At 63.1% G+C, this 20,261-nt stretch carries 17 protein-coding genes; 15 read left to right on the top strand and 2 right to left on the bottom strand.

Features of this window, described 5'->3' with window-relative positions:
* Nucleotides 1–5 precede the first annotated feature (5 nt).
* From AC1DQ3_RS07540 to rfbA, 8 genes are read left to right on the top strand one after another with little or no spacing between them, the layout of a single operon-like run.
* Nucleotides 6–2,216, top strand: a complete 2,211-nt coding sequence (locus tag AC1DQ3_RS07540) for a GNVR domain-containing protein (RefSeq protein ID WP_477119559.1) — start codon at nucleotides 6–8, stop codon at nucleotides 2,214–2,216.
* Nucleotides 2,217–2,256: 40 nt separating this feature from the next.
* A complete protein-coding gene (locus AC1DQ3_RS07545; RefSeq protein WP_477119560.1) occupies nucleotides 2,257–3,267 on the top strand; it encodes a glycosyltransferase in 1,011 nt (336 codons plus the stop codon).
* Between the two features lie 24 nt (nucleotides 3,268–3,291).
* Nucleotides 3,292–4,335 carry a glycosyltransferase family 2 protein gene (locus tag AC1DQ3_RS07550; RefSeq protein WP_477119561.1) on the top strand — a complete coding sequence of 348 codons (1,044 nt, stop codon included), beginning with the start codon at nucleotides 3,292–3,294 and terminating at the stop codon, nucleotides 4,333–4,335.
* A 21-nt stretch (nucleotides 4,336–4,356) separates the two neighbouring features.
* Nucleotides 4,357–5,460 carry a glycosyltransferase family 4 protein gene (locus AC1DQ3_RS07555; protein WP_477119562.1) on the top strand — a complete coding sequence of 368 codons (1,104 nt, stop codon included), beginning with the start codon at nucleotides 4,357–4,359 and terminating at the stop codon, nucleotides 5,458–5,460.
* Nucleotides 5,442–6,716 carry a glycosyltransferase family 4 protein gene (locus AC1DQ3_RS07560; RefSeq protein ID WP_477119563.1) on the top strand — a complete coding sequence of 425 codons (1,275 nt, stop codon included), beginning with the start codon at nucleotides 5,442–5,444 and terminating at the stop codon, nucleotides 6,714–6,716. The genes AC1DQ3_RS07555 and AC1DQ3_RS07560 overlap by 19 nt, the downstream gene beginning before the upstream one ends.
* Nucleotides 6,717–6,729: 13 nt before the next feature.
* Nucleotides 6,730–8,013 (top strand): oligosaccharide repeat unit polymerase, encoded by a 1,284-nt coding sequence (locus AC1DQ3_RS07565; RefSeq protein WP_477119564.1) that lies wholly within the window; start codon nucleotides 6,730–6,732, stop codon nucleotides 8,011–8,013.
* Nucleotides 8,014–8,033: 20 nt separating this feature from the next.
* A complete protein-coding gene (locus AC1DQ3_RS07570; protein ID WP_477119565.1) occupies nucleotides 8,034–9,320 on the top strand; it encodes an oligosaccharide flippase family protein in 1,287 nt (428 codons plus the stop codon).
* Nucleotides 9,317–10,204 (top strand): glucose-1-phosphate thymidylyltransferase RfbA, encoded by an 888-nt coding sequence (gene rfbA, locus AC1DQ3_RS07575; RefSeq protein ID WP_477119566.1) that lies wholly within the window; start codon nucleotides 9,317–9,319, stop codon nucleotides 10,202–10,204. Before AC1DQ3_RS07570 ends, rfbA begins: the two co-directional genes overlap by 4 nt.
* A gap of 55 nt (nucleotides 10,205–10,259) precedes the next feature.
* Here rfbA and AC1DQ3_RS07580 read toward each other — a convergent pair whose 3' ends face one another.
* Nucleotides 10,260–11,528 carry a right-handed parallel beta-helix repeat-containing protein gene (locus AC1DQ3_RS07580; protein ID WP_477119795.1) on the bottom strand — a complete coding sequence of 423 codons (1,269 nt, stop codon included), beginning with the start codon at nucleotides 11,526–11,528 and terminating at the stop codon, nucleotides 10,260–10,262.
* A 372-nt stretch (nucleotides 11,529–11,900) separates the two neighbouring features.
* Here AC1DQ3_RS07580 and AC1DQ3_RS07585 point away from each other — a divergent pair, with 372 nt between their 5' ends.
* On the top strand, nucleotides 11,901–13,058 hold the full coding sequence (locus AC1DQ3_RS07585; RefSeq protein ID WP_477119567.1) for an acyltransferase family protein: 1,158 nt from the start codon (nucleotides 11,901–11,903) through the stop codon (nucleotides 13,056–13,058).
* A gap of 234 nt (nucleotides 13,059–13,292) precedes the next feature.
* On the opposite strand, the gene ftrA is transcribed toward AC1DQ3_RS07585, so the two are convergent.
* Nucleotides 13,293–14,351: a transcriptional regulator FtrA gene (gene ftrA / locus AC1DQ3_RS07590; protein ID WP_477119568.1), complete on the bottom strand. Its 1,059-nt coding sequence runs from the start codon at nucleotides 14,349–14,351 to the stop codon at nucleotides 13,293–13,295.
* 196 nt (nucleotides 14,352–14,547) lie between these two features.
* Here ftrA and AC1DQ3_RS07595 point away from each other — a divergent pair, with 196 nt between their 5' ends.
* The 6 genes from AC1DQ3_RS07595 to AC1DQ3_RS07620 all read left to right on the top strand — a co-directional run bounded on the left by AC1DQ3_RS07595 (nucleotide 14,548) and on the right by AC1DQ3_RS07620 (nucleotide 20,215).
* Nucleotides 14,548–14,895, top strand: coding sequence for a DUF3088 domain-containing protein (locus AC1DQ3_RS07595; protein ID WP_477119796.1), 348 nt, complete (start codon nucleotides 14,548–14,550; stop codon nucleotides 14,893–14,895).
* Between the two features lie 194 nt (nucleotides 14,896–15,089).
* On the top strand, nucleotides 15,090–16,046 hold the full coding sequence (gene trxB, locus AC1DQ3_RS07600) for a thioredoxin-disulfide reductase (RefSeq protein WP_477119569.1): 957 nt from the start codon (nucleotides 15,090–15,092) through the stop codon (nucleotides 16,044–16,046).
* A 127-nt stretch (nucleotides 16,047–16,173) separates the two neighbouring features.
* On the top strand, nucleotides 16,174–17,445 hold the full coding sequence (locus tag AC1DQ3_RS07605) for a pyridoxal phosphate-dependent aminotransferase (protein ID WP_477119570.1): 1,272 nt from the start codon (nucleotides 16,174–16,176) through the stop codon (nucleotides 17,443–17,445).
* 5 nt (nucleotides 17,446–17,450) lie between these two features.
* Nucleotides 17,451–18,629, top strand: a complete 1,179-nt coding sequence (gene metC / locus AC1DQ3_RS07610) for a cystathionine beta-lyase (protein ID WP_477119571.1) — start codon at nucleotides 17,451–17,453, stop codon at nucleotides 18,627–18,629.
* A 44-nt stretch (nucleotides 18,630–18,673) separates the two neighbouring features.
* A complete protein-coding gene (locus tag AC1DQ3_RS07615) occupies nucleotides 18,674–19,474 on the top strand; it encodes a transporter substrate-binding domain-containing protein (protein ID WP_477119572.1) in 801 nt (266 codons plus the stop codon).
* A gap of 81 nt (nucleotides 19,475–19,555) precedes the next feature.
* On the top strand, nucleotides 19,556–20,215 hold the full coding sequence (locus AC1DQ3_RS07620) for an amino acid ABC transporter permease (RefSeq protein ID WP_477119573.1): 660 nt from the start codon (nucleotides 19,556–19,558) through the stop codon (nucleotides 20,213–20,215).
* Nucleotides 20,216–20,261 lie beyond the last annotated feature (46 nt).

Consider the following 20,261-nt stretch of genomic DNA (forward strand, 5'->3'; position numbering starts at 1 on the left):
GCGGCATGAAGACCTCTTACATCGCGAACCCGGTCTATGAACTGCCCGGTCGCGCGCCGGCCCGATCCCTGAACAATCTGACGACACTGTACGCCGGCAGGTGGCTGATCGTGGTCGCCACTTCCGTGTGCCTGCTCGCCGGGATCGCGCATGCATTGTTCACGCGCCCCCTCTACCGCTCCGACATCCTGATCCAGGTCGAACCCAGTTCCATCGGGACCCGATCCACTTCCGACGACCCCAAGCTGACCTCCGAGATCAAGCCGGACACGACTTCGGAAATCCAGGTACTGAACTCGCGCATGGTGGTGTCACGCGCGGTCGAGAAGCTGAAACTATATATCGAGGCCAGCCCCCGCTATGTGCCGGTGATTGGATGGTGGCTCGCCGCGCGCACGGATGGCTTGTCGCATCCGCTTGGCGGCTACGTGTACGGCGCGGAACGCATCGACGTGGCCATGTTCGACGTGCCGGCTTCCCAGCAGGGCAAGACCTTCGTGCTGACGCTCGGCCATGAGGGCGCCTATGTCCTCACCCTGCCCGGCTCTTGGGACACGCCGTTGCTGACGCTTCACGGCAAGGTCGGTATGCCGCTACACGCCGAAACCCCGCATGGACCGATCGACCTGCTAGTCCGCGCCGCCGACGGCGAGCCGGGCGCGTGCTTTTCGATCAGGCGCTACTCCGAGATCGCCACCACCGAATGGCTGCAAAGGACGATGGCCATCGGGGAACGCGGCAAGCAATCGAGCATCATCGGCGTCGCGCTGGACAGCGTCGATCCGGTCCGCGCCAGCCAGATCCTGAATGAGGTCGGCAAGGAGTACGTGGAGCAGAACGTGCGACGCCGCTCAGAAGAGGCCGACAAATCCATTCGCTTCCTGGATGAGCAATTGCCACAGCTCAAGCGGCAACTGGAGGAATCGGAGAGTCGCTACAACGCGTTTCGTGCGCAACAGGGCACCGTAGACACCAGCCAGGAGGCGCGCGCCCTTCTCCAGCAATCGGTGGAAGCCGAAACGCGCGTCGTCGACCTCCGGCAGAAGCGGCAGGAACTGTCCACGCGTTACACGGACAAGCACCCCGCACTGCTTGCCATCGACGGCCAGCTGCAAGGGGCTATGGCCGAGCTCTCCGTCATCGAGGCGCGTACGCGCAGACTGCCCCTGATCGAGCAGAAGGTCCTGCAATTGCAGCGTAACATGCAGGTGGACACGGAGCTCTACACGAACCGCCTTAACGCCCGCCAGCAGCTTACCTTGGTGCGCGCCGGCAAGGTCGCCAATGTGCGACTGATCGACCCCGCAACGCCACCCGAGACACCGATCATGCCGCGGCGCGGCGTCGCAGTGGGCGGTTCGCTGCTAACCGGTTTGCTGGCAGGCGTGGTCCTGGCCGTCCTCCGGCGCCGCGTGGCGGGTACCGTCCAGGACCGAGAGGAGATCGAGGCAGGCACGGGGCTGCCGGTGTATGCCACGGTGCCGCGCAGCCGGCTGACTTCCGATTACCGCCCTGCCTGGCCCCGCAGGCTCGCGGGCAGCGCAGACCGTACATTGTTGCCCGATGCAGCGATCGAGAGCCTGCGCGCAGTCCGCACCACGCTGCACTTCGCTTTGAACGATGCGCCCAACCGTGTGGTGCTGATCACAGGCCCCACGGGCGGGGTTGGCAAGTCCTTCGTCGCCGCAAATCTCGCCACACTGGCGGGTGCCTCGAAGCGCCGTGTGCTGCTGATTGACGCCGACCTTCGCAATGGCGTGCTGCACAAGCGATTCCATGTGGACCGCGGCCCGGGACTTGCCGAGGTGATCGCTGGCACGTGCCGGTACGAGGACGCGCTTCGCCGCGATGTATCGCATGGGCTCGATTTCCTGGCCACCGGATGGCACATGTCCGGGCCAAGCGAGCTGTTGCTGCAGCCAGAGCTGGCCGTACTTGTCCAACGCGTTGCCGCCCAGTACGACATGGTGGTGCTTGACGGGCCGCCCTTGCTGCCGGTGGCGGATGCGCTCGTGCTGGGACGCATGGCGGGCACTGTCTTCATCGTGGCGCGGCACCGGGTTACCACCGTAGAACAGATCGACGAAAGCACGCGCCGGCTGGCGCAGGCCGACGTCGCCGTACGGGGCGTGATCTTCAACGACTTCACCGGCCACCTGCACCGCTACAGCTATGCCTACGGCGCCGACGCGTCCGGACCGGGCACGCCTGCATGATCAGCGGAAATGAGCGGCAATCAGCAGAAAAAGGGCAACCATGAAACACACGCATCACAAGCGCATCACGTTGGTAACCGTGACCTACGGCGCGCGCCTGCACTATTGCGCCGAACTGTTGCGGCGGGCGTTCGAGGACGAGGGCGTGGCGCACGCCGTGGTCGTCAGCAACAATTCCTCGTCCGACCTTAGCCGGTTCGAGGACGACTGGGGCGCGCGGGTTACCGTGGTCCGGTTGCCGACCAACACCGGGTCGGCCAATGGCTATGCGGTGGGCATCGACGCAGCGCTCAGCCGCGACACCGACTACCTGTGGCTGATGGACGATGACAATGCCCCGTGCACCGGCGCACTCGACGTCCTCTGCCATCAGCTGGACCGGCTGACGCGCGAACTGGGCCGCAACCGTGCGGCGGTGCTTGGCTTCCGCCCGGATCACCAGGCCGATATCGCGATGGGTGTGCCCGTGGCGCTGGCGATGCCGCCGCGCTCCAGCTACTTCGGCTTTCATGTGGCGCGCATTCCCTACAAGCTATGGCGCCGCACGCCGTGGGGCCGCCCGAAGCCGGCGGACATACCGGAAGTCCTGCCGTTGCCTTTTGCGCCGTATGGCGGATTCCTCGGGCACCGCGATCTCTACCTCGATCTCGGCTTGCCGGAACGGCAGCTCGTGCTGTATGCGGACGACATCGAATACACATGGCGCCTGACCGCGCGCGGCGGCCGCATTGCGCTGGTGACCGGCGCCCGCCTGGAAGACCTGGAGGGATCGTGGAACGTCAAGCGGAACTGGAAGAATCATTTCGAGTGCCTGCTATTGAGCCGGTCGGATTTCCGCGCCTACTACAGCAGCCGCAACCAGGCATGGTTCGACAAGCACCACTGGTCGACCTCAGGCCTGACGTACCGTCTGAACCGGCTCGTCTTCCTCGCCCTGCTGCGGATCTACGGCAGGCGTCATGGCGCTGCCGCCCGGCTCGATCTGCTTGAACGCGCGATCGCCGACGGCGAGGCATGCCGCCTCGGCTTCAACGCCGACTATTCCCTGTAGCCGACATCCATCGCAGAGGCCGTCATGCCGACCAACTCCTCCCCCGCCCTTCTGACGATCGTCATCTGCAACTACAACTACGCGCCGTACCTGGGGGGAGCAATTGACTCCGCGCTACGCCAGACGGCGCCAGGGGTCAGGGTGATGGTGATCGACGACGGCTCCAGCGATGGTTCGCGTGACATCATCCTGGGCTACGGCGACAGCATAGAAGCCGTGTTCCAGCCGAACGGCGGGCAGGTCTCGGCCTACAACCACGCGCTACGTCGGCTCGACACGCCCTGCGTCCTCTTCCTTGACGCCGACGACCAGCTGCAGCCGGACGCCGGCGAAGCGGTGCTGGCCGCCTTCGCAGCCGGCGACTATGTCAAGGTTCAGTTCCAGCTGGAGGTGATGACCGCGGACGGGACCCTCACCGGGGTGCAGGTTCCGCAATCCAGCGCCGTGACAGACTGCGGCAGGCTGCTGCGGGACGGATGGCTGTACCCGTCACCGCCCGGATCGGGAAACGCCTATCGCGTGGATGCGCTCAGGCGCATCTTTCCTGTCCCGGTGACTGCCGACAACATACTCGGTGCCGACTTTTACGCCATCTACGGCATTGCGCTGGTCGGTGCCGTTTACGCGCTCGATCGTCCGCTCGGCCGCTATCGCGTGCATCGGCATACCGCTGCGCAAACAAGCCGTGCGGGCGGCGCCAACCTGTCGCTCGCCAATGCCGAAGACGCACTGGCCGGAGCCAGGCAGTCTGCCCGGCGCTGGGCCATCCTGCGCGAGCTGGCCTGGCAACGGCTTGGCATCGTCCTGCCTGCCGAATTTCTCGATTTTTCCGCGGAGAAGGCCCACTTCGCCAGCCTTCTCCATGGCGCGCCGTTGACTCGGCGATGGCACTGGTTCCGTCATGAGTCCAGCCGCTACTTTCATACGGTTGCCGCCAATCCCTTCTGGAGCGCGCGCAAGAAGCTCGCCGTATGGTGCCTGACCGCGCTTTGCCTGGTGCCGGTGGCATCCATCAGCAATCGGGCGGTTCGCTACATCGCCAATCCCCTCGCCCGTGCGGGGTATTGAACCGTATCGGAAACGGCAACCGTGTCCGCCTCCTCAACCGTCTCCATCAACGGCCGCTTCCTGGGCAGGCGCGCGACCGGCGTCGACCGCTTTGCCTACGAGGTCGTACGCGGTATCGACCAGCTCGTTGCCGACCACGAGCCTGTCACTGCCGGGCTGTCATTGGACCTTCTGGTCCCGCCATCCGTACAGGTGGATCCCCAGCAATTCCCGCACTTGCGGATCCGGACGATCCGTGGCGGCACGGGGCAATACTGGGAGCAGGTCAGCCTGCCGCTCGCTGCCCGCGGCACGCTGCTGCTGAACCTATGCAACGCAGCGCCGTTGCTGTTTCCGAACCAGGTCACGGTCATGCATGACGCTGCGCCAATACGGATTCCGCAAGCCTACACGCGCGCATTCCGCGCCTGGTACCGCATCATGGCACCGTGGATCGGGCGCATCGCGCGGCGCGTGCTCACTGTGTCGGAGTTCTCACGCGGCGAACTCTCCCAGGCCTATCGCATTCCCGGCCGCAAGATCGGCGTCCTGCCAATGAGCGGTGACCACATGCTGCGGCTGCCGCAAGCTCCGGACGTCCACAGAAAGTTCCAGCTATCGGGCCGGCCCTACGTACTGGCTGTCAGTAGTGCCAGCCACCACAAGAACTTCAGGCTCGTGGTAGAGGCCATCGAGCTGCTCAGGACGACGGAATATGAAGTCGTCATCGTGGGCGCCACGTTGCCCGTGTTCCAGTCGCTGCAGCAGGTAGCACCTGATTTCGTCAAACGCGTGGGCTATGTCGACGACGAAGACCTCAAGGCACTGTTCCGCCATGCCGCCTGCTTTGTGTTCCCGTCGCTCTATGAAGGCTATGGTTTGCCCCCCGTGGAGGCCATGACGCTGGGATGTCCGGTCATTGCGTCCAACCTGCCTTCGGTGCGCGAGGCCTGCGGCAATGCCGCGCTCTATTTCCACCCGACCAGCGCTCGCGAACTTGGCGAGCTGCTGACCCACGTCATGCGTGACAACACCTTGCGGAACAGATTGCGCGCGCAAGGCTATGCCCACGTGGAACGGTATTCATGGCGCACCACTGCTGCCAGGCTACTCAGCGAGATCACTCCATGGCTCCCACAGCGATGAATCCTACCCAATTGCGCACGGCAGACGAGTTCGGCAGGGTCGCGGTGGTACACGAGTGGCTAACGACCTACGCCGGCTCCGAACGCGTCCTGGAACAGATCCTGAAAATCTGGCCCGATGCCGACCTGTTCAGCGTGGTTGACTTTTTCCCGGACGCAGACCGGGCCGTCCTGCAAGGCAAGTACGCCAGGACGTCCTTCATCCAGCACCTGCCGCGCGCCCGGCAATCGTTCCGCGCCTATCTGCCCCTGATGCCGCTGGCGGTGGAGCAGTTCGACCTGTCCGGCTACGACCTGGTGATCTCGTCCAGCCATGCCGTGGCCAAGGGCGTGATCACCGGCCCCGGCCAGCTGCATGTCAGCTATGTGCATTCACCGATCCGCTATGCGTGGGATCTGCAACATCAATACCTGGACGAATCCCGCCTGACGCGCGGCGTCAAGAGCTGGCTGGCCCGCGCCATCCTGCATTACATGCGGATCTGGGACCAGCGGACCGCACACGGTGTCGACCTCTTCGTGGCCAACTCTGCCTACGTTGCACGTCGCATCCGCAAGGTCTACGGCTGCGATGCCTCGGTGATTTACCCACCGGTCGATATCGAACGGTTCAGCCTGGGCAATCGCCGCGAAGATTTCTTCCTCACCGCATCGCGTCTGGTGCCGTACAAGAAGGTCGGGCTGATCGTCGAAGCCTTTGCGGCCATGCCGGACAAACGTCTGGTTGTCATCGGCGCCGGTMCCGACCTCGCACGCATCCGGGACATGGCGCCCCCCAACGTCCAGCTGCTCGGCTATCAGTCGACCGACGTGCTGATCGACCATATGCAACGCGCGCGTGCCTTTGTCTTTGCAGCGGAAGAGGATTTCGGCATTGTGGCCCTGGAAGCGCAGGCGTGCGGGACACCGGTGATCGCCCTGGGACGCGGCGGTTCCCGCGAGACGGTCATCGACAGCCTGGATCGCAATATCCGCACCGGCGTCTTCTTTCCACGCCAGACCGTGGAAGACATTGTGCGCGCCGTGTGCCGATTCGAGGACAACGGACCATTCAACCCTGCCGCATGCCGGCGCAATGCGCTCCAGTTCTCGCCCKAGCGTTTCCGGCGGGAGCTTCTCGCCCTGGTGCGCAACGCGATGGCGCAGGCGTCGACCACGCCGCTCGCAGGGATTGGCCCTTCGGCTGACACCCAGGGCGACGTGGCAGCGTTGCCGGTGCCGGTGATCGCCGACACGCTCGAATCGCTGCAGCGCTGACGGAGCCGCTACGATGCCCAATACGCCCGATCACCATGAAGGCTACTGGTGGGAAGACCCCGCCAGGCTGCTGCTGTACTTCATCCTGCCGCTATACGTGCTGATCGCGCTGGACCTGCTTGGCGAACAGAAGGCCATCAACCGAGTCTACTTCACCACTTTACATGCTCTGGCGGGGGCCCTCTTTCTCGGTGTACTCACCGTCGCGGCATATGCCGAACGTATCCTCGTGCCGCCGGCCCGCCACGAGCCCCCTGAAATCCCGGCGCGAGTCCTTGATGCCATGTTCGGGCTCGCACTGGCCGGCTACCTGGTCATGATGGGCGGCGTGATCGCCCAACCTGCCATCCTCTTGTCCTTCCTGAACGGCGGGGCAAACACCTACGACGTCCTTGAGCTGAAGGGCCGCATTGCCGGCATCAGCACGCTCACGCAAGCCGCCGTGGCTTACGTGCCGCTGTACTTCTATGTTTTCCGCAGGCCCGTGCGCGGCTTCAATCGTTACAAGGCCTACATGTTCGTGCTGGGCGTGCTGACACTGTTGCGCAGCTTCGTCTTTGCCGAGCGACTCGCGCTGGTAGAGGTAGTCCTTCCCTGGGCGCTGATGGCTACCCGCTTCAGGAGCCTCCCAAGGCGCTCGGCGCTGCTCACGCTGGGCCCCTTCGCCGCGATCGTGCCGATGATTGGCTTCTTCATCGCGAACGAATACAACCGCTCCTGGGAAACCTACTACGTCAATATCTACGACAACATCTTCGACTTCGCCCTTGAGCGGCTGGCGATGTATTACTCGACCGCGCTGAACAACGGCGCTGGCCTGCTGACGATCATGGGCTGGGGAACCGGCGAGCCGACCTTTACGTTCGACTGGCTCATCCGATTCCCGGTACTCGGCGAGTTGTTCCGGCTGCTGGTGGGTGGGGGTGACGGCTACGGGCTGTTCCTGAACAACTTTGGTGATCCCGAGTTCAACAATCCGTCCGGCATCTTCGTGCACTTCTACGAGTGGGGGTGGTTCGCACTACTGCTGGCAGCGCTCATCGGCTTGATGCTGGCACGCAGCTATTCCGGCTGGCGGGCGGGCGATGGCTTCTGGTGTTGTGCCCATGCCGTGCTGCTGGTGTCGCTGATGGAGATCCTGCGCGTGCCGAACCTGTTCAGCGGGCGGAACTTCGTGCCGCTCGCGCTGCTGTGGCTGATATTCCAATGCTTTGGCCAGCCAGCCCGACACCAGATCTCGCCCAATGTGCCCCCGCACCATGCCAGGCGCAGCGCCCCGCTACCGGGCAAACCATGACGTCTCCATCTATCAAGCCCATGCCGCCATCGATCCGCGCGACCGCTGCCTATCTTCTCCTCATCCAGGCAGGCAACTATCTGTTCCCGTTATTGCTATTGCCGTTTCTGGGCCGAGTGCTTGGCGTCAGGGAGTTTGGCGTCCTGGCCTACTGTCAGGCGCTGGCGCAATACCTGGTCCTGCTGACCGACTATGGCCACAATCTCACGGCGACTCGCCTGGTGTCCCTGCAACGCGACGATCAACAAGCAGTGGCCGAGGTGTACTCGGCCACCATGGGCGCCAAGTTGCTGTTGACCCTTGTCTCAGCGCTGCTCATGCTCGGCGCGCTGGCCATGGTGCCAAGCTTGCGGGAGCACTGGGGGATCCTGGCCGCAGCGTTCGTCGGCGTCGTCGCCAACGCGATCACTCCATTCTGGCTGTACCAGGGGCAGGAGCGCATGAAGTCGCTCGTGCTGCCAAATTTCATCTCCAAGGCGGTCAGTCTGTCCTGCGTGCTTGCCTGGGTTCAGGGGCCCGGCGACGCAGCGCTGGCAGCGCTGGGGATCAGCATCGGCACTGTCATCCTGGCCGCTGCAGCACTATGGGGGGTCCATCGGCAGCGCCTTGCCACGCTGGTCGCCGTACCAGTGCGCGCGATCGTGGCGTCATTTCGCGAGGGGTATCCAGTGTTCCTTTCCCTTGTGCTGGTCAGCTTCTACGTGAACTTCAACGCGATCCTACTCAACTATTTCCACGGCCCGATCGCGGTCGGGCAATTCTCCATGGCGGACAAGATCCGCATTGCGGGCCAGACTGTCTTTACCGTCATCGGCACCGCGTTCTTCCCGCGTATCAGCCAGTACAACGCCACAGATGCTGCCGCAGCGCAGGCGCTGATGCGCAAGGCCATGCTGGCGGTGTTCGGCTGCTCGGTTGCGATGTTCATCGCGATCGAGCTGTTCGCGGATCTTGGCATTCGGATGTGGCTGGGCGAACCGTTCCACGCCGCAATCTTCTTGCTGCGGCTGGAGGGCATGCTGCTGCCAGTTACCAGCATTGCCTTTGTGTTCGGCAACCTTGGCCTACTCGCGTTGGGGCGCCACCGCCTGGTGCAGAACATCTACGCGGCGGCGACGTTGCTCCATCTCATCTATGTGGTCCCGCTTGTGTTGTACCTGGGCGCCGAAGGGACGGTGATTTCCGTCATCCTGACTGAAGCGTTCGGAGCCGCGGCCTTCGCTGTCTGCTATCGCCGCGAAACAGCTTCCAGCGCATCGATCCTGAAGATACATGAAAGACCATCCACGACGGAGATTCAGGCATGACCCGAAAAGGCATCATTCTGGCCGGTGGATCCGGCACCCGACTGTATCCGGTAACGCAGAGCGTTTCCAAGCAATTGCTGCCGGTCTACGACAAGCCGATGATCTATTACCCGCTGTCAACGTTGATGACTGCCGGCATTCGCGACGTGCTGGTCATTTCCACCCCGCAGGACACCCCTCGCTTTGCCGGCATGCTCGGTGATGGCAGCCAGTGGGGCCTCGACATCCGGTACGCGGAACAGCCTTCGCCCGATGGGCTGGCGCAGGCATTTATCATCGGGCGTGAGTTTGTCGGCCGGAATCCATCGGCGCTGATCCTCGGCGACAACATTTTCTATGGGCACGATCTCGCCAGACGACTGACCCGGACGAGCCGACGCGAGGAAGGCGCCACGGTATTTGCCTATCACGTCCACGATCCCGAGCGGTATGGCGTGGTCGAATTCGACGAAGACTTCCGCGCATTGTCGATCGAGGAAAAGCCCGCTTCGCCACGGTCCAGCTATGCGGTGACCGGTCTGTACTTTTACGACCATGAGGTGTGCGACATCGCGGCAGATATCCGGCCATCTGCCCGCGGCGAACTGGAGATTACCGACATCAATTCGCGCTACCTCGCAGCGGGCAAGCTAAGCGTCGACATCATGGGCCGCGGCTATGCCTGGCTCGACACCGGCACGCACGATTCGCTCATCGAGGCGGCGCTGCTGGTCTCCACGTTGCAGAAGCGCCAGGGGCTGATGGTGGCATGCCCGGAAGAAATCGCGTACCGCCATCGCTGGATCGATGCGGAGCAGTTGAGTAGGCTCGCCTCTCCGCTCGTGAAAAGCCACTACGGCAGATACTTGCAGCAATTGCTGGCGGAAACGCCGCGGGTCAGGTGACCATCATGCGCAGATCGCGCCAGCCCCGGGGCGAAGTGCTGTGCATGGGCGGCCCTCAGCCCGACCGTGCCCCCGAAGGTGCCGGGCGCGCTGGCATTGAGGCCTGCAGGCCTTGGCGCAGGGAGGTACGCACCGGCGGCAGGCGGCTCGCGTCCGCGCCGGAAGCCGGGATGGTGCCCGCGCTGGAACATCCTGGTGGGGCTGCGAGGCTCACGCCATCGAGCATATTGGCGTCGCAGATAAACTGCGTCGCCGTACAGTTGCGGTACTGCAGCGACAGGGCGAGGCCACCGATCGCAGCAAAGCGGTTGCCTGAGACGCGGACTCCGCAAACATTGTTCATGGCCCGGAACCCGTCGAAGCTCGCGCGCGTTACCTGGTTTCCCGTCACCAGTACCTGCGACACCGCTCCGCTGCCTGTGTTGATGTCGATAGCGGCATGGCCTGCGACGGGGCGGTCGTTCCCAGGTTGCGTCGCGTTCTGGTCGTCGGAGATGATATTGTTCGCGACCACTACATTGGTCACGCTGGCCGTGCGATAGCCATCCTCCTGCGCCACCAGCACCGCCGCAGCCTTCTGCACACCTTCGATCCGGTTGCCGGCGACCGTCACGTCGGCACCGCCGACGATAGCAACGCCCCTGCCCCACGCGTTGCCTGCCAGATAGTTGCCCGCTACGTAGACGTTCTGGCTGAGCGCACCATCCCGCTGGTAGCTGACGATCCCCACCATGTCGTCGCCGGTGGCGGTGACCGCGTTGTCCTGTACGAGCACGTCGCGTGAACCGCCTGTGATGTGGATGCCGTCGGCCAGCGTGCCATGGACCTTGTTGCCGACCAGCGCAATGCTGCTGCCGCGCGAGACAAAGATGCCGACACTCGCACCGCCATTGACGTTGACATCGAGCACCTGGATACCCGGTCCGTCCACGGCGACCTTGGTCGACGTGGCCGACTCGAGCCGCTGCGTGCCGATGCCCGTCAGCGTCACGCCGACCAGCGTCGAGTTCGCGCCGGTCATCATGATGGCCTGCTCGTCGGGGTTCGTGGCGACCAGCGTCGCGCCATAGCCCGATACCACAACCTGCTCGCCGCGCACTGCAAGCACGTGGCCCACCACATAGGTGCCCGGCGCCAGCACCAGGCGCTGTCCCGCCTGCAGGTTGTCGAGCGCCGCCTGCAGGCTATCTGCCTGGTCGGCGCCGCCGGGTGCAGGCTGCACCGATACATCGGCCGTCGCGCCTACCGCGGCGAACGCGCGGACCGCAGCTCGCGGACTACCGGTCAACACGGCGACAGCACCCGCGACCAGACCCGCCAGCATGGTGCCTGCGACGCAGGCTCTGCGTAGAGATGGCTTCACGATGGCCTGCCTGGCTCAGCGTCGATCACGGCCTTCAACGGGTTGCCGGGATGTTTCATAGCTGCCGCCTCCATCCAGTGCTGGTCGATTTTCCGCTTGCATCATAGCTTCTACGGCTGCCAGGAACGGCCGCTTGTCCGGAAGTTCTGAGAACTTGGCGGATATTGACGGACGTCGCGCGCATGCGCGGGGTGAAAAAGTCGACCGAGAGTCGCATCGGCAGCAACGGCTGCAGTATCGGTGCGATACAACGCCGCCGCTCGCCTCTCTGGCTATTCCGCCAATCCCTCGGCGCTATCGGACAAGCGTCAACTTATGTCCTGACTGCGGTCTATGCTGCCGGAAGCTGTCGGCGTCGTTCAGTCAACCGAGGCCGGCTGGATGAAAAAGGGGGGGCATATGAGGCTCGCGCACGTCGCTGGGGGAAGAAAGGACGAAAACAATTTCAACCTGATGCGGATCACAGCCGCGCTCGCTGTGCTTGTCGCCCACAGTTACTCACTGGCCTCCGGCGACGTCAATGACGAGCCCTTGCGCAGGCTGATCGGGATGACCCCCGGAACGATTGCCGTCGACGTGTTTTTCGTCACCAGCGGCTTCCTCGTGACCAAGAGCCTGCTGACGCGCGGGAACGTGCTCGAGTTCCTGTGGGCGCGCTTCCTGCGGATCTATCCGGCGCTGCTTGTCATGGTTGCGCTGGTGGTGTTCGGCCTGTGCATGGTGTTCACGACGCTGCCGGCCTCCGCATACCTCATCGATCCGGCAACGCGCCAGTTCTTGCTGAAGACGACCACGCTGGTCGCCGGCGCAGTCTATCCCTTGCCCGGTGTATTCGCGACCAATCCATATCCGGATACGGTGAATGGCTCGCTGTGGACCATGATGTATGAGATCCGAATGTACTTCGCACTGGCCGCGCTATGGGTCATCTCCATGGTCGCATGGCACGCGCACCAGCGCGTGTTCCGCGCGGCGGTGCTGGTGGTCGCGGCGGCCTCGTTCCTCTATTGCGTCTTCGCAATCCTCGGCGGCTCCGCAATGCAGAAGACAGCATTGCCGCTGATGTTCTTCGCGGGCGCCAGCCTGTTCATCCTAAGCGCGTACGTGGAACTGTCCGCACCCGTCGCGGGGCTGCTGCTCGCCGCCGTCGTCGGCAGCGCCTTCGTGCCGAATCACCATGTGTTCGCGCTGATGTACCTGTTGGCAATGCCATACCTGGTGCTTTTTGCAGCGTTTGTACAGTCACCTGCCCTGTTCCGCTACAACCGCCTGGGCGACTTTTCGTATGGCATCTATATCTACGCCTTCCCGGTCCAGCAGTCGATCGTCGCCCTCTTTCCAGGCATCTCAGTCATGGCGTTGCTCCTGTCGTCCGGTGTCGTGACGCTGGCGCTTGCAGTGCTGTCGTGGCATCTGGTAGAGAGTCGTGCGCTCAAGCTCAAGGACCCTCTGGTCGGGGCGACCATGCGCGCGCTGGGTCAGACCTCATGATGGGCCGCGGTTGAACATCTCCGAGAGACAAGATGAGGCCCATCCGAACCAGAGATCTTCTGCACTGCCCCGGGTAGGGGTATCAGCGCGCCCATATCCGGCGGGGTTACGCCGAGTTGCGCACCGACATAGGCCCAGAGGAATTTGAGGGTCGGCCGACTGAGGCGCGCAGCCCTAAATGGGAAATCGAGCTGCGCTCCGCTCACGATCTCTCGCTATAACTCGACTAGGTAATCAGTGTGCCTCGGATGCGCTGAACCGTCGCCTGTAGTCACCCGGACTGGTTCCAAGCCGAGTCCTGAAATGATTGCGCAGGGTGGCTGCAGCACCAAAACCGACTTGCACTGCGATTTCATCCACGGATAAATCGGTCTCTTCGAGCAATGCCCTGGCCCGGCCCAGGCGCTCGGAAAGCAGCCACTCCCCTGGTGGCATCCCCATCGTACTGACAAAGTGCCGCTGAAAGGTTCGGGCACTCATTGCCGTTTGCTTTGCCATTCTGACAATCGACCAGCCTTCGTCCAACGTTGCGCGCACCGCGTCCACCAAGGGTGCCAGCGAAGAGCCGCTACGCTTTGAGACCGGCTCGTCGATATATTGGGCCTGCCCGCCTTCGCGGTGGGGTGGCATGACAAGTCGGCGTGCGACCTGATTGGCCGCGCGCGGACCAAGGTCCCGGCGAATCAGGTGAAGGCACAAGTCGATCCCCGCCGCACTGCCGGCAGACGTGAGGACATCGCCGGCATCGACGTAGAGCACGTCCGCTTCCACGTGGATTTCCGGATATCGCGCCGCGAGTGCTGCGGCATGACGCCAGTGCGTAGTCGCACGCTTTCCGTCGAGCAACCCTGCTGCCGCCAAGACAAAGGCGCCCGTGCAGATTGACATGATGCGCGCTCCGCGTTTGTTCGCCTTCCGCAACGCGCGGCAAAGTTCCGGCGGGACGTCCGCTTCGATACCGCGCCACCCCGGGATGATGATGGTCTTCGCTTTGGCCAGGAGTTCGAGGCCACCGTCAGCCTGTACCTGGATGCCACCCGAACCGCGCAACCTCCCCGATTCGGCGGAACAGGTCATGAAGCGATACCAGTTGTCGCCCATTTCAGGTCTTGGCAGACCGAACACTTCAACGGCGCAGCCGTATTCAAAGAGGCTCAGACCGTCATACACGACGACGGCAACCAGTCCTGCGTTGACAGATGATTGTGATTTTGTCTTTGGCACGATAGGGACGGAAATTGGCTTTGATGCCACTAGCCATTGATTTTGCCCCATCTGCTCGACGTCTCGCAAGACTCTCCCCCGTGTCTGTTGCGTGTGCTGCGGTCGTGATTGCCGCCACTCCTCTCAAGTTGGCACGATCTTTACGTAAGTTGTCGTTCGCGCCACTAGTGGGTTCAACTTGCACCGCTTATCCTGTGGTCGGTGGTTCGCGATACGGAAAGCGATGCGCGTCTGCCAGCAATTTCAACCCGCAGAGAGAGTGAAAGTGAAAGACAAACTATTCATGCTTCGCCCCGGTTTTTTTTCAGGCTCGGAAGGTCCGTTCTATTGTGGAGATTCCGTTGCCGTTGAAGGCCTGCTCGGTTTCTTCCCGCAGTTGCGCAATGAAGTTGATGTCGAATACATCGACGCGCCCCGCCCTCGCATGGCAATTGTCGAACTGATCGGCGAAGCGAACCAGTCCGCCCCCGTCCTGGTGCTCGGCGCCGGGCGCGCGCCGGTTGATGACGGTGTGGAGATTCACGTACACGGTCAGACGCGCTTTATCGATTCGCCCGACCATATCCGTCGATACCTGTCGTCGCAGTACGGTGTGGCGCGTCCCGCTTCCTGACTACAGCCCAACCCGGCTTATGCATGAAGAGGCCGTCCATGCAGCCCCGGCGCGCCATCGTAACCATTGCGATCGGCGGCATCGTCTACCGCAACATTGCGGTACCCATGCATGGCGGGCCTCGACTTCGACCCTGTTGGGTAATCGCTTCAGACAAACGTCTGAAGTCTCTTGAATAAGCTACGGATTCTCCAATGTCTTCGCCCAAGCATGCCAAGGTCCTGATTCTCGGCTCCGGCCCTGCCGGCTACACCGCCGCCGTCTATGCAGCGCGCGCCAACCTGTCGCCGGTGCTCGTCACGGGCCTTGCGCAGGGCGGCCAGCTGATGAGTACGACTGATGTCGAAAACTGGCCGGCGGATGCGACCGGCGTGCAGGGCCCCGAGCTGATGCAGCGCTTTCTCGACCACGCGGAACGCTTCAACACCGAGATCGTGTTCGACCACATCCACACGGCGAAGCTCGACGCGAAGCCGATTCGCCTGATCGGCGAATCCGGCGAGTACACCTGCGACGCGCTGATCATCGCGACCGGCGCATCCGCACAGTTTCTCGGCCTGCCGTCCGAGGCATCCTTCATGGGCCGTGGCGTGTCCGCCTGCGCAACCTGCGATGGCTTCTTCTACCAGCAGCAGCATGTGGCCGTGATTGGCGGCGGCAATACGGCAGTCGAGGAAGCGCTGTATCTGGCTGGCATCGCGAAGAAGGTCACGGTGATCCATCGCCGCGACAAGTTCCGCGCCGAGCCGATCCTGGTCGATCGTCTGCTTGAGAAGGAGAGGCAAGGCACCATCGAGATCAAATGGAACCACGTGCTCGACGAAGTGAATGGCGACGCGGCCGGCGTGACCGGCCTGCGCCTCAGGCATGCGCAAACCGGCGAGATCGCTGACCTCGCGGTGCAAGGCGTCTTCATCGCCATCGGCCACAAGCCGAACACCGATCTCTTCAAGGGCCAGCTCGAGATGAAGCACGGCTACATCATCGCGAACGGCGGCCTCTCGGGCAACGTCACGGGCACGAGCGTGCCGGGCGTGTTCGCGGCGGGCGACGTGCAGGACCACATCTATCGGCAGGCGATCACCAGCGCCGGCACGGGCTGCATGGCCGCGCTCGATGCGCAGCGATATCTGGAAGGTACGCTGACCTGATTTTCTACATTGCGTCGTCATCACCACGGGCAGCAACACGATCTCGCGGCTGCATGAGCGCATGGTCACCCATCGCAACCGCATGGCGTCGTGTCACCGATAAGCAAGCCCCCTCTTCGACAATAACATGACAAATTCACTAGCGTCTTCCCTTCTACGCCCGGTCCCTTACATGGGCGTGATCCACGTCGTTCACGAAGCCGCCAAGCTCGGTTTCCGGAACGGTCATCCCGACTGGTGCAACCTCGGCCAGGGGCAGCCTGAAATCGGGCCCATGGCAGGCGCGCCGGAACGGCTGGCTTCGCTGCAGTTTGACGTGACCGATTGCGCCTACGGGCCGGTCGGCGGCATCGATGACCTGCGTCAGGCGGTGGCGAACGATTACAACCGTCGCTATCGTCGCGGCAAGGCATCGCAGTACACGAAGGACAATGTCGCGATCGCGTCCGGTGGGCGGCTTGCGCTGTCGCGCCTGCTCGCCACCCTTGGAGAAATTCGTCTGGGCCACGTCGTACCCGACTACACCGCCTACGAAGATCTGATCGCCTACCATCGCCATCGCTTCACGCCGGTCACGCTGCCGGTGGGGCCCGAAGACGGCTTTGCCATCCCGGCGCAGGCGCTCGAGAGATTGATCGCCAGGGAAAAACTGGGCGCGCTGCTGTGGAGCAATCCCAACAACCCCACGGGCGCAGTGGTGCGTGGTGAAGCGCTGGCGCAGTATGTGGCGGCGGCGCGCAACACGGGCTGCTGGATGCTGCTCGACGAGTTCTATTCGCACTTCGTGTTCGACGATGGCCACGCCCCCGCGGACCAGCCGGTGTCTGCCGCCGAGTTCGTCGAGGACGTGGAGACGGACCCGGTCGTCATCGTCGACGGCCTGACGAAGAATCACCGTTACCCCGGCCTGCGCGTAGGCTGGGTGGTGGGGCCGACCGACGTGATCGACATGATCAGCCGTGCGGCAAGCGCCATCGACGGCGGCCCGCCGACGATCGTGCAACGGCTTGCCGTGCAGGCGCTGCAACACGACCGTGCGGATCAGGAAACGTCCGCATTGCGGGAAATCTTCGCCAGGAAGCGCCGCATCATGCTCGACGCGCTGACCGACATGGGTGTCGAAATCCCCCGCCCCGGCAACGGCACGTTCTATCTGTGGGGCCGGGTGCATCGGCTGCCCGCGCCGCTGAACACCGCGGACACCTTCTTTACCGAGGGTCTCAAGCGCAAGGTCATGACCGTGCCCGGCAGGTTCTTCGACGTCAATCCGGGCAAGCAGCGAGCGACCGAGTATATCGACGCAAGCTGGGTGCGCTTCTCGTTCGGCCCGCCCGAGCCCAATCTCCGCATGGGACTGGAGCGCCTGGGCGACATGGTCAACAGCGCCAGACGAGGGTAATCCGGATGTCCCCCGATACCTACCTCTTGCACGGCGTCATCGATCCCGACGATTTCGGCGGCGTCGTCAATCCGCCGGTCTTCCACGCGTCGACCGTGACGTTTCGCAATCTCGACGACATGGAAGCGCGCGGGCGCGCCATGTCGGACGCTGACACGGATGTCATGTGGTACGGCCGCAAAGGCACGCCGACCACCTTCGCGTTGCAGAATGCCTTGGCGCAGATCGARGGCGGGCACCGTTCGCTGCTGGTGTCGTCGGGCCTGGCGGCGTGTACGAGCGCGATCATGGCGTTCGTCAAAGCCGGCGATCACATTCTGGTGAGCGACAGCGTCTATGGCCCGACGCGTCACTACGTCGAAACGGTACTTGCCCGCTGCAACGTGTCGGCGACGTTCTACGACCCCACGCTTGGGTCCGACATCGCGGCCTTGTTCCGCCCGGCCACGACCCTCGTGTTCGCCGAGTCACCGGGTTCGCAGACGTTTGAAATGCAGGACATTCCTGCCATTGCGAAGGTCGCACACCGGCATGGCGCGGTCGTCGTCATCGACAACACGTGGGCCACGCCCTTGTTCTTCAAGCCATTCGAGCACGGCGTGGATGTCTCCGTGCATGCGGGGACGAAATACATCGTCGGGCATTCTGACGCTTTGATGGGTGTGATCACGACCAACCGTGAGGCATGGAAATCAGTGCGCGAGTATGTCTTCGCCACCGGCCAGCACGCGGGCCCGGACGACGTTTATCTCGCACAGCGGGGCTTGCGGACGATGGCCGTGCGCCTTGAGCGGCATCAGCGCAGCGGACTGGCCATTGCCGATTGGCTGGCGGGCCGGCCGGAGGTGGCCCAGGTGTTGCACCCCGGGCTCCCTGGTGCGCCGGGCCATGCACTCTGGCGTCGGGATTTCACGGGGGCTTCAGGATTGTTCAGCGTCGTACTCAAGCCCGGATATGGGCGTGAGGCGTTCCGCGCCTTCATCGACGACCTGAAGCTGTTCCGCCTGGGCTTTTCCTGGGGCGGATTCGAGAGCCTGGTGATGCCCTTCGATCCCAAGGAGGAGCGCCCCGCAGCCGCATGGCCGTATGCCGGCCAGGCATTTCGACTGCACGTCGGCCTTGAGGCCAAGGAGGATTTGATCACCGATCTGGAGACCGCGTTCCGCCGACTTGTCGGGCAATAGCGTTGCCCTTCAACAAATACTGATACCCATATTGGAGACAAGGCATGAAATCCCTGAAGTTGCTGTTGCAAAGCGCGTGCATCGCGATCCTCCTGAATATCACGACGCCTGCCGTGCACGCTGAAGATCTGCTGGATTCGGTCAAAGCCAGCGGTGTCCTGAAAGTCGCCCTGGAGGGCACCTACCCACCGTTCGGCTATCGCAATGGCGACGGCCAGCTCGACGGCTTCGACGTGGCAGTTGCCAAAGCCTTGGCCGACAAGATGGGACTGAAGGCCCAGTTCATCACCACCGAGTGGAGTGGCATCATTGCCGGCTTGCAAGCCGCCAAGTTCGACGTCATCGTCAACCAGGTGAGCATCACGCCGGCACGCCGCCAGGCTCTGGATTTCACCCAGGCGTACGTGTATTCCGCGGTCCAGGTGCTTCAGCGCAACGATGACAAGCGCGAGTTCCAATCGCTGGAGGAACTGAAGGGGAAATCAGTTGGCGTCACGCTGGGCAGCAACTATGCCGAACTGGCCAAATCGGTGCCGGGTATCCTGGTGCAGACCTATCCGGGTACATCGGAAAACCTGCGTGACCTCGCGGCCGGGCGCATCGATGCCGCTCTCAATGACCGGCTGATGCTGCCGTACCTGATCAAGAACTCCAAGATGCCGCTGCGCACCGGCGCGCTGCTCGCTGGCACGAAGCTTGAGATGGGCATCCCCTTCCGCAAGGGCAATCCCAAGTTTGCCAAAGCCATTGACGACGCGCTGAACGCGCTGCAACAGGATGGCACATTGGGCAAGCTGTCCATCCAGTGGTTTGGCACCGACGCCAGCAGACCCATCACCCAGTAATCGCTGCCACGCCGGCCAGCTCGTCCCATCGCTGCAGGCATGAGCCTGGCCGGCCACGCGGCCACTGCTACGGATCGAATCATGGAACCTCTTGAACTTGTCATTCATGCATCGCCGGTACTCCTGCACGGAGCGGCGATCACCGTGAAATTTGCGTTGGCGTCGATGGTGTTTGGCCTGCTGGCCGGGATCGTGGTCGCCATCATGGGTATCAGCGCCAGTCCAATCCTCGGCGGTATTGCCCGCACCTATGTCAGTGTCATGCGCGGCACGCCACTGCTGGTGCAAATGTTTGTTGTCTACTATGGCTTGCCGGATCTCGGCATTTCCCTTGACCCCACCAGCGCCGGCATCCTTACACTCACGGCCAATGCCGGCGCGTACCTGTCGGAAAGCATGCGCGGCGCGATTCTCGGTATCAGCAGAGGGCAATGGAGCGCAGCGCACAGCCTCGGGCTTAGCCATCTGCAGACGCTGCGTTACATCGTCTGCCCGCAAGCATTGCGGCTTGCCGTGCCAAGCCTCGGCAACACGCTCATCAGCCTGATCAAGGATACGTCGCTGGTGTCAGTCATCACCGTGACCGAGTTGCTTAGGTCGTCGCAGGAAATCATTGCATCGACCTTCCAGCCGCTCCCCTTGTATCTGTCGGTAGCAGCGATCTACTGGCTGTTAAGCACCGGATTGTCATGGATGCAGCGTCGCCTCGAGGCGCGTCTGACACTGCCTGTGACGCGTTGATTCAACGGGTCGGCAAACCGAAGAAAACAATCTGCAAGTAGGAGAC

Source organism: Cupriavidus sp. 01T418 (genome assembly GCF_056398885.1).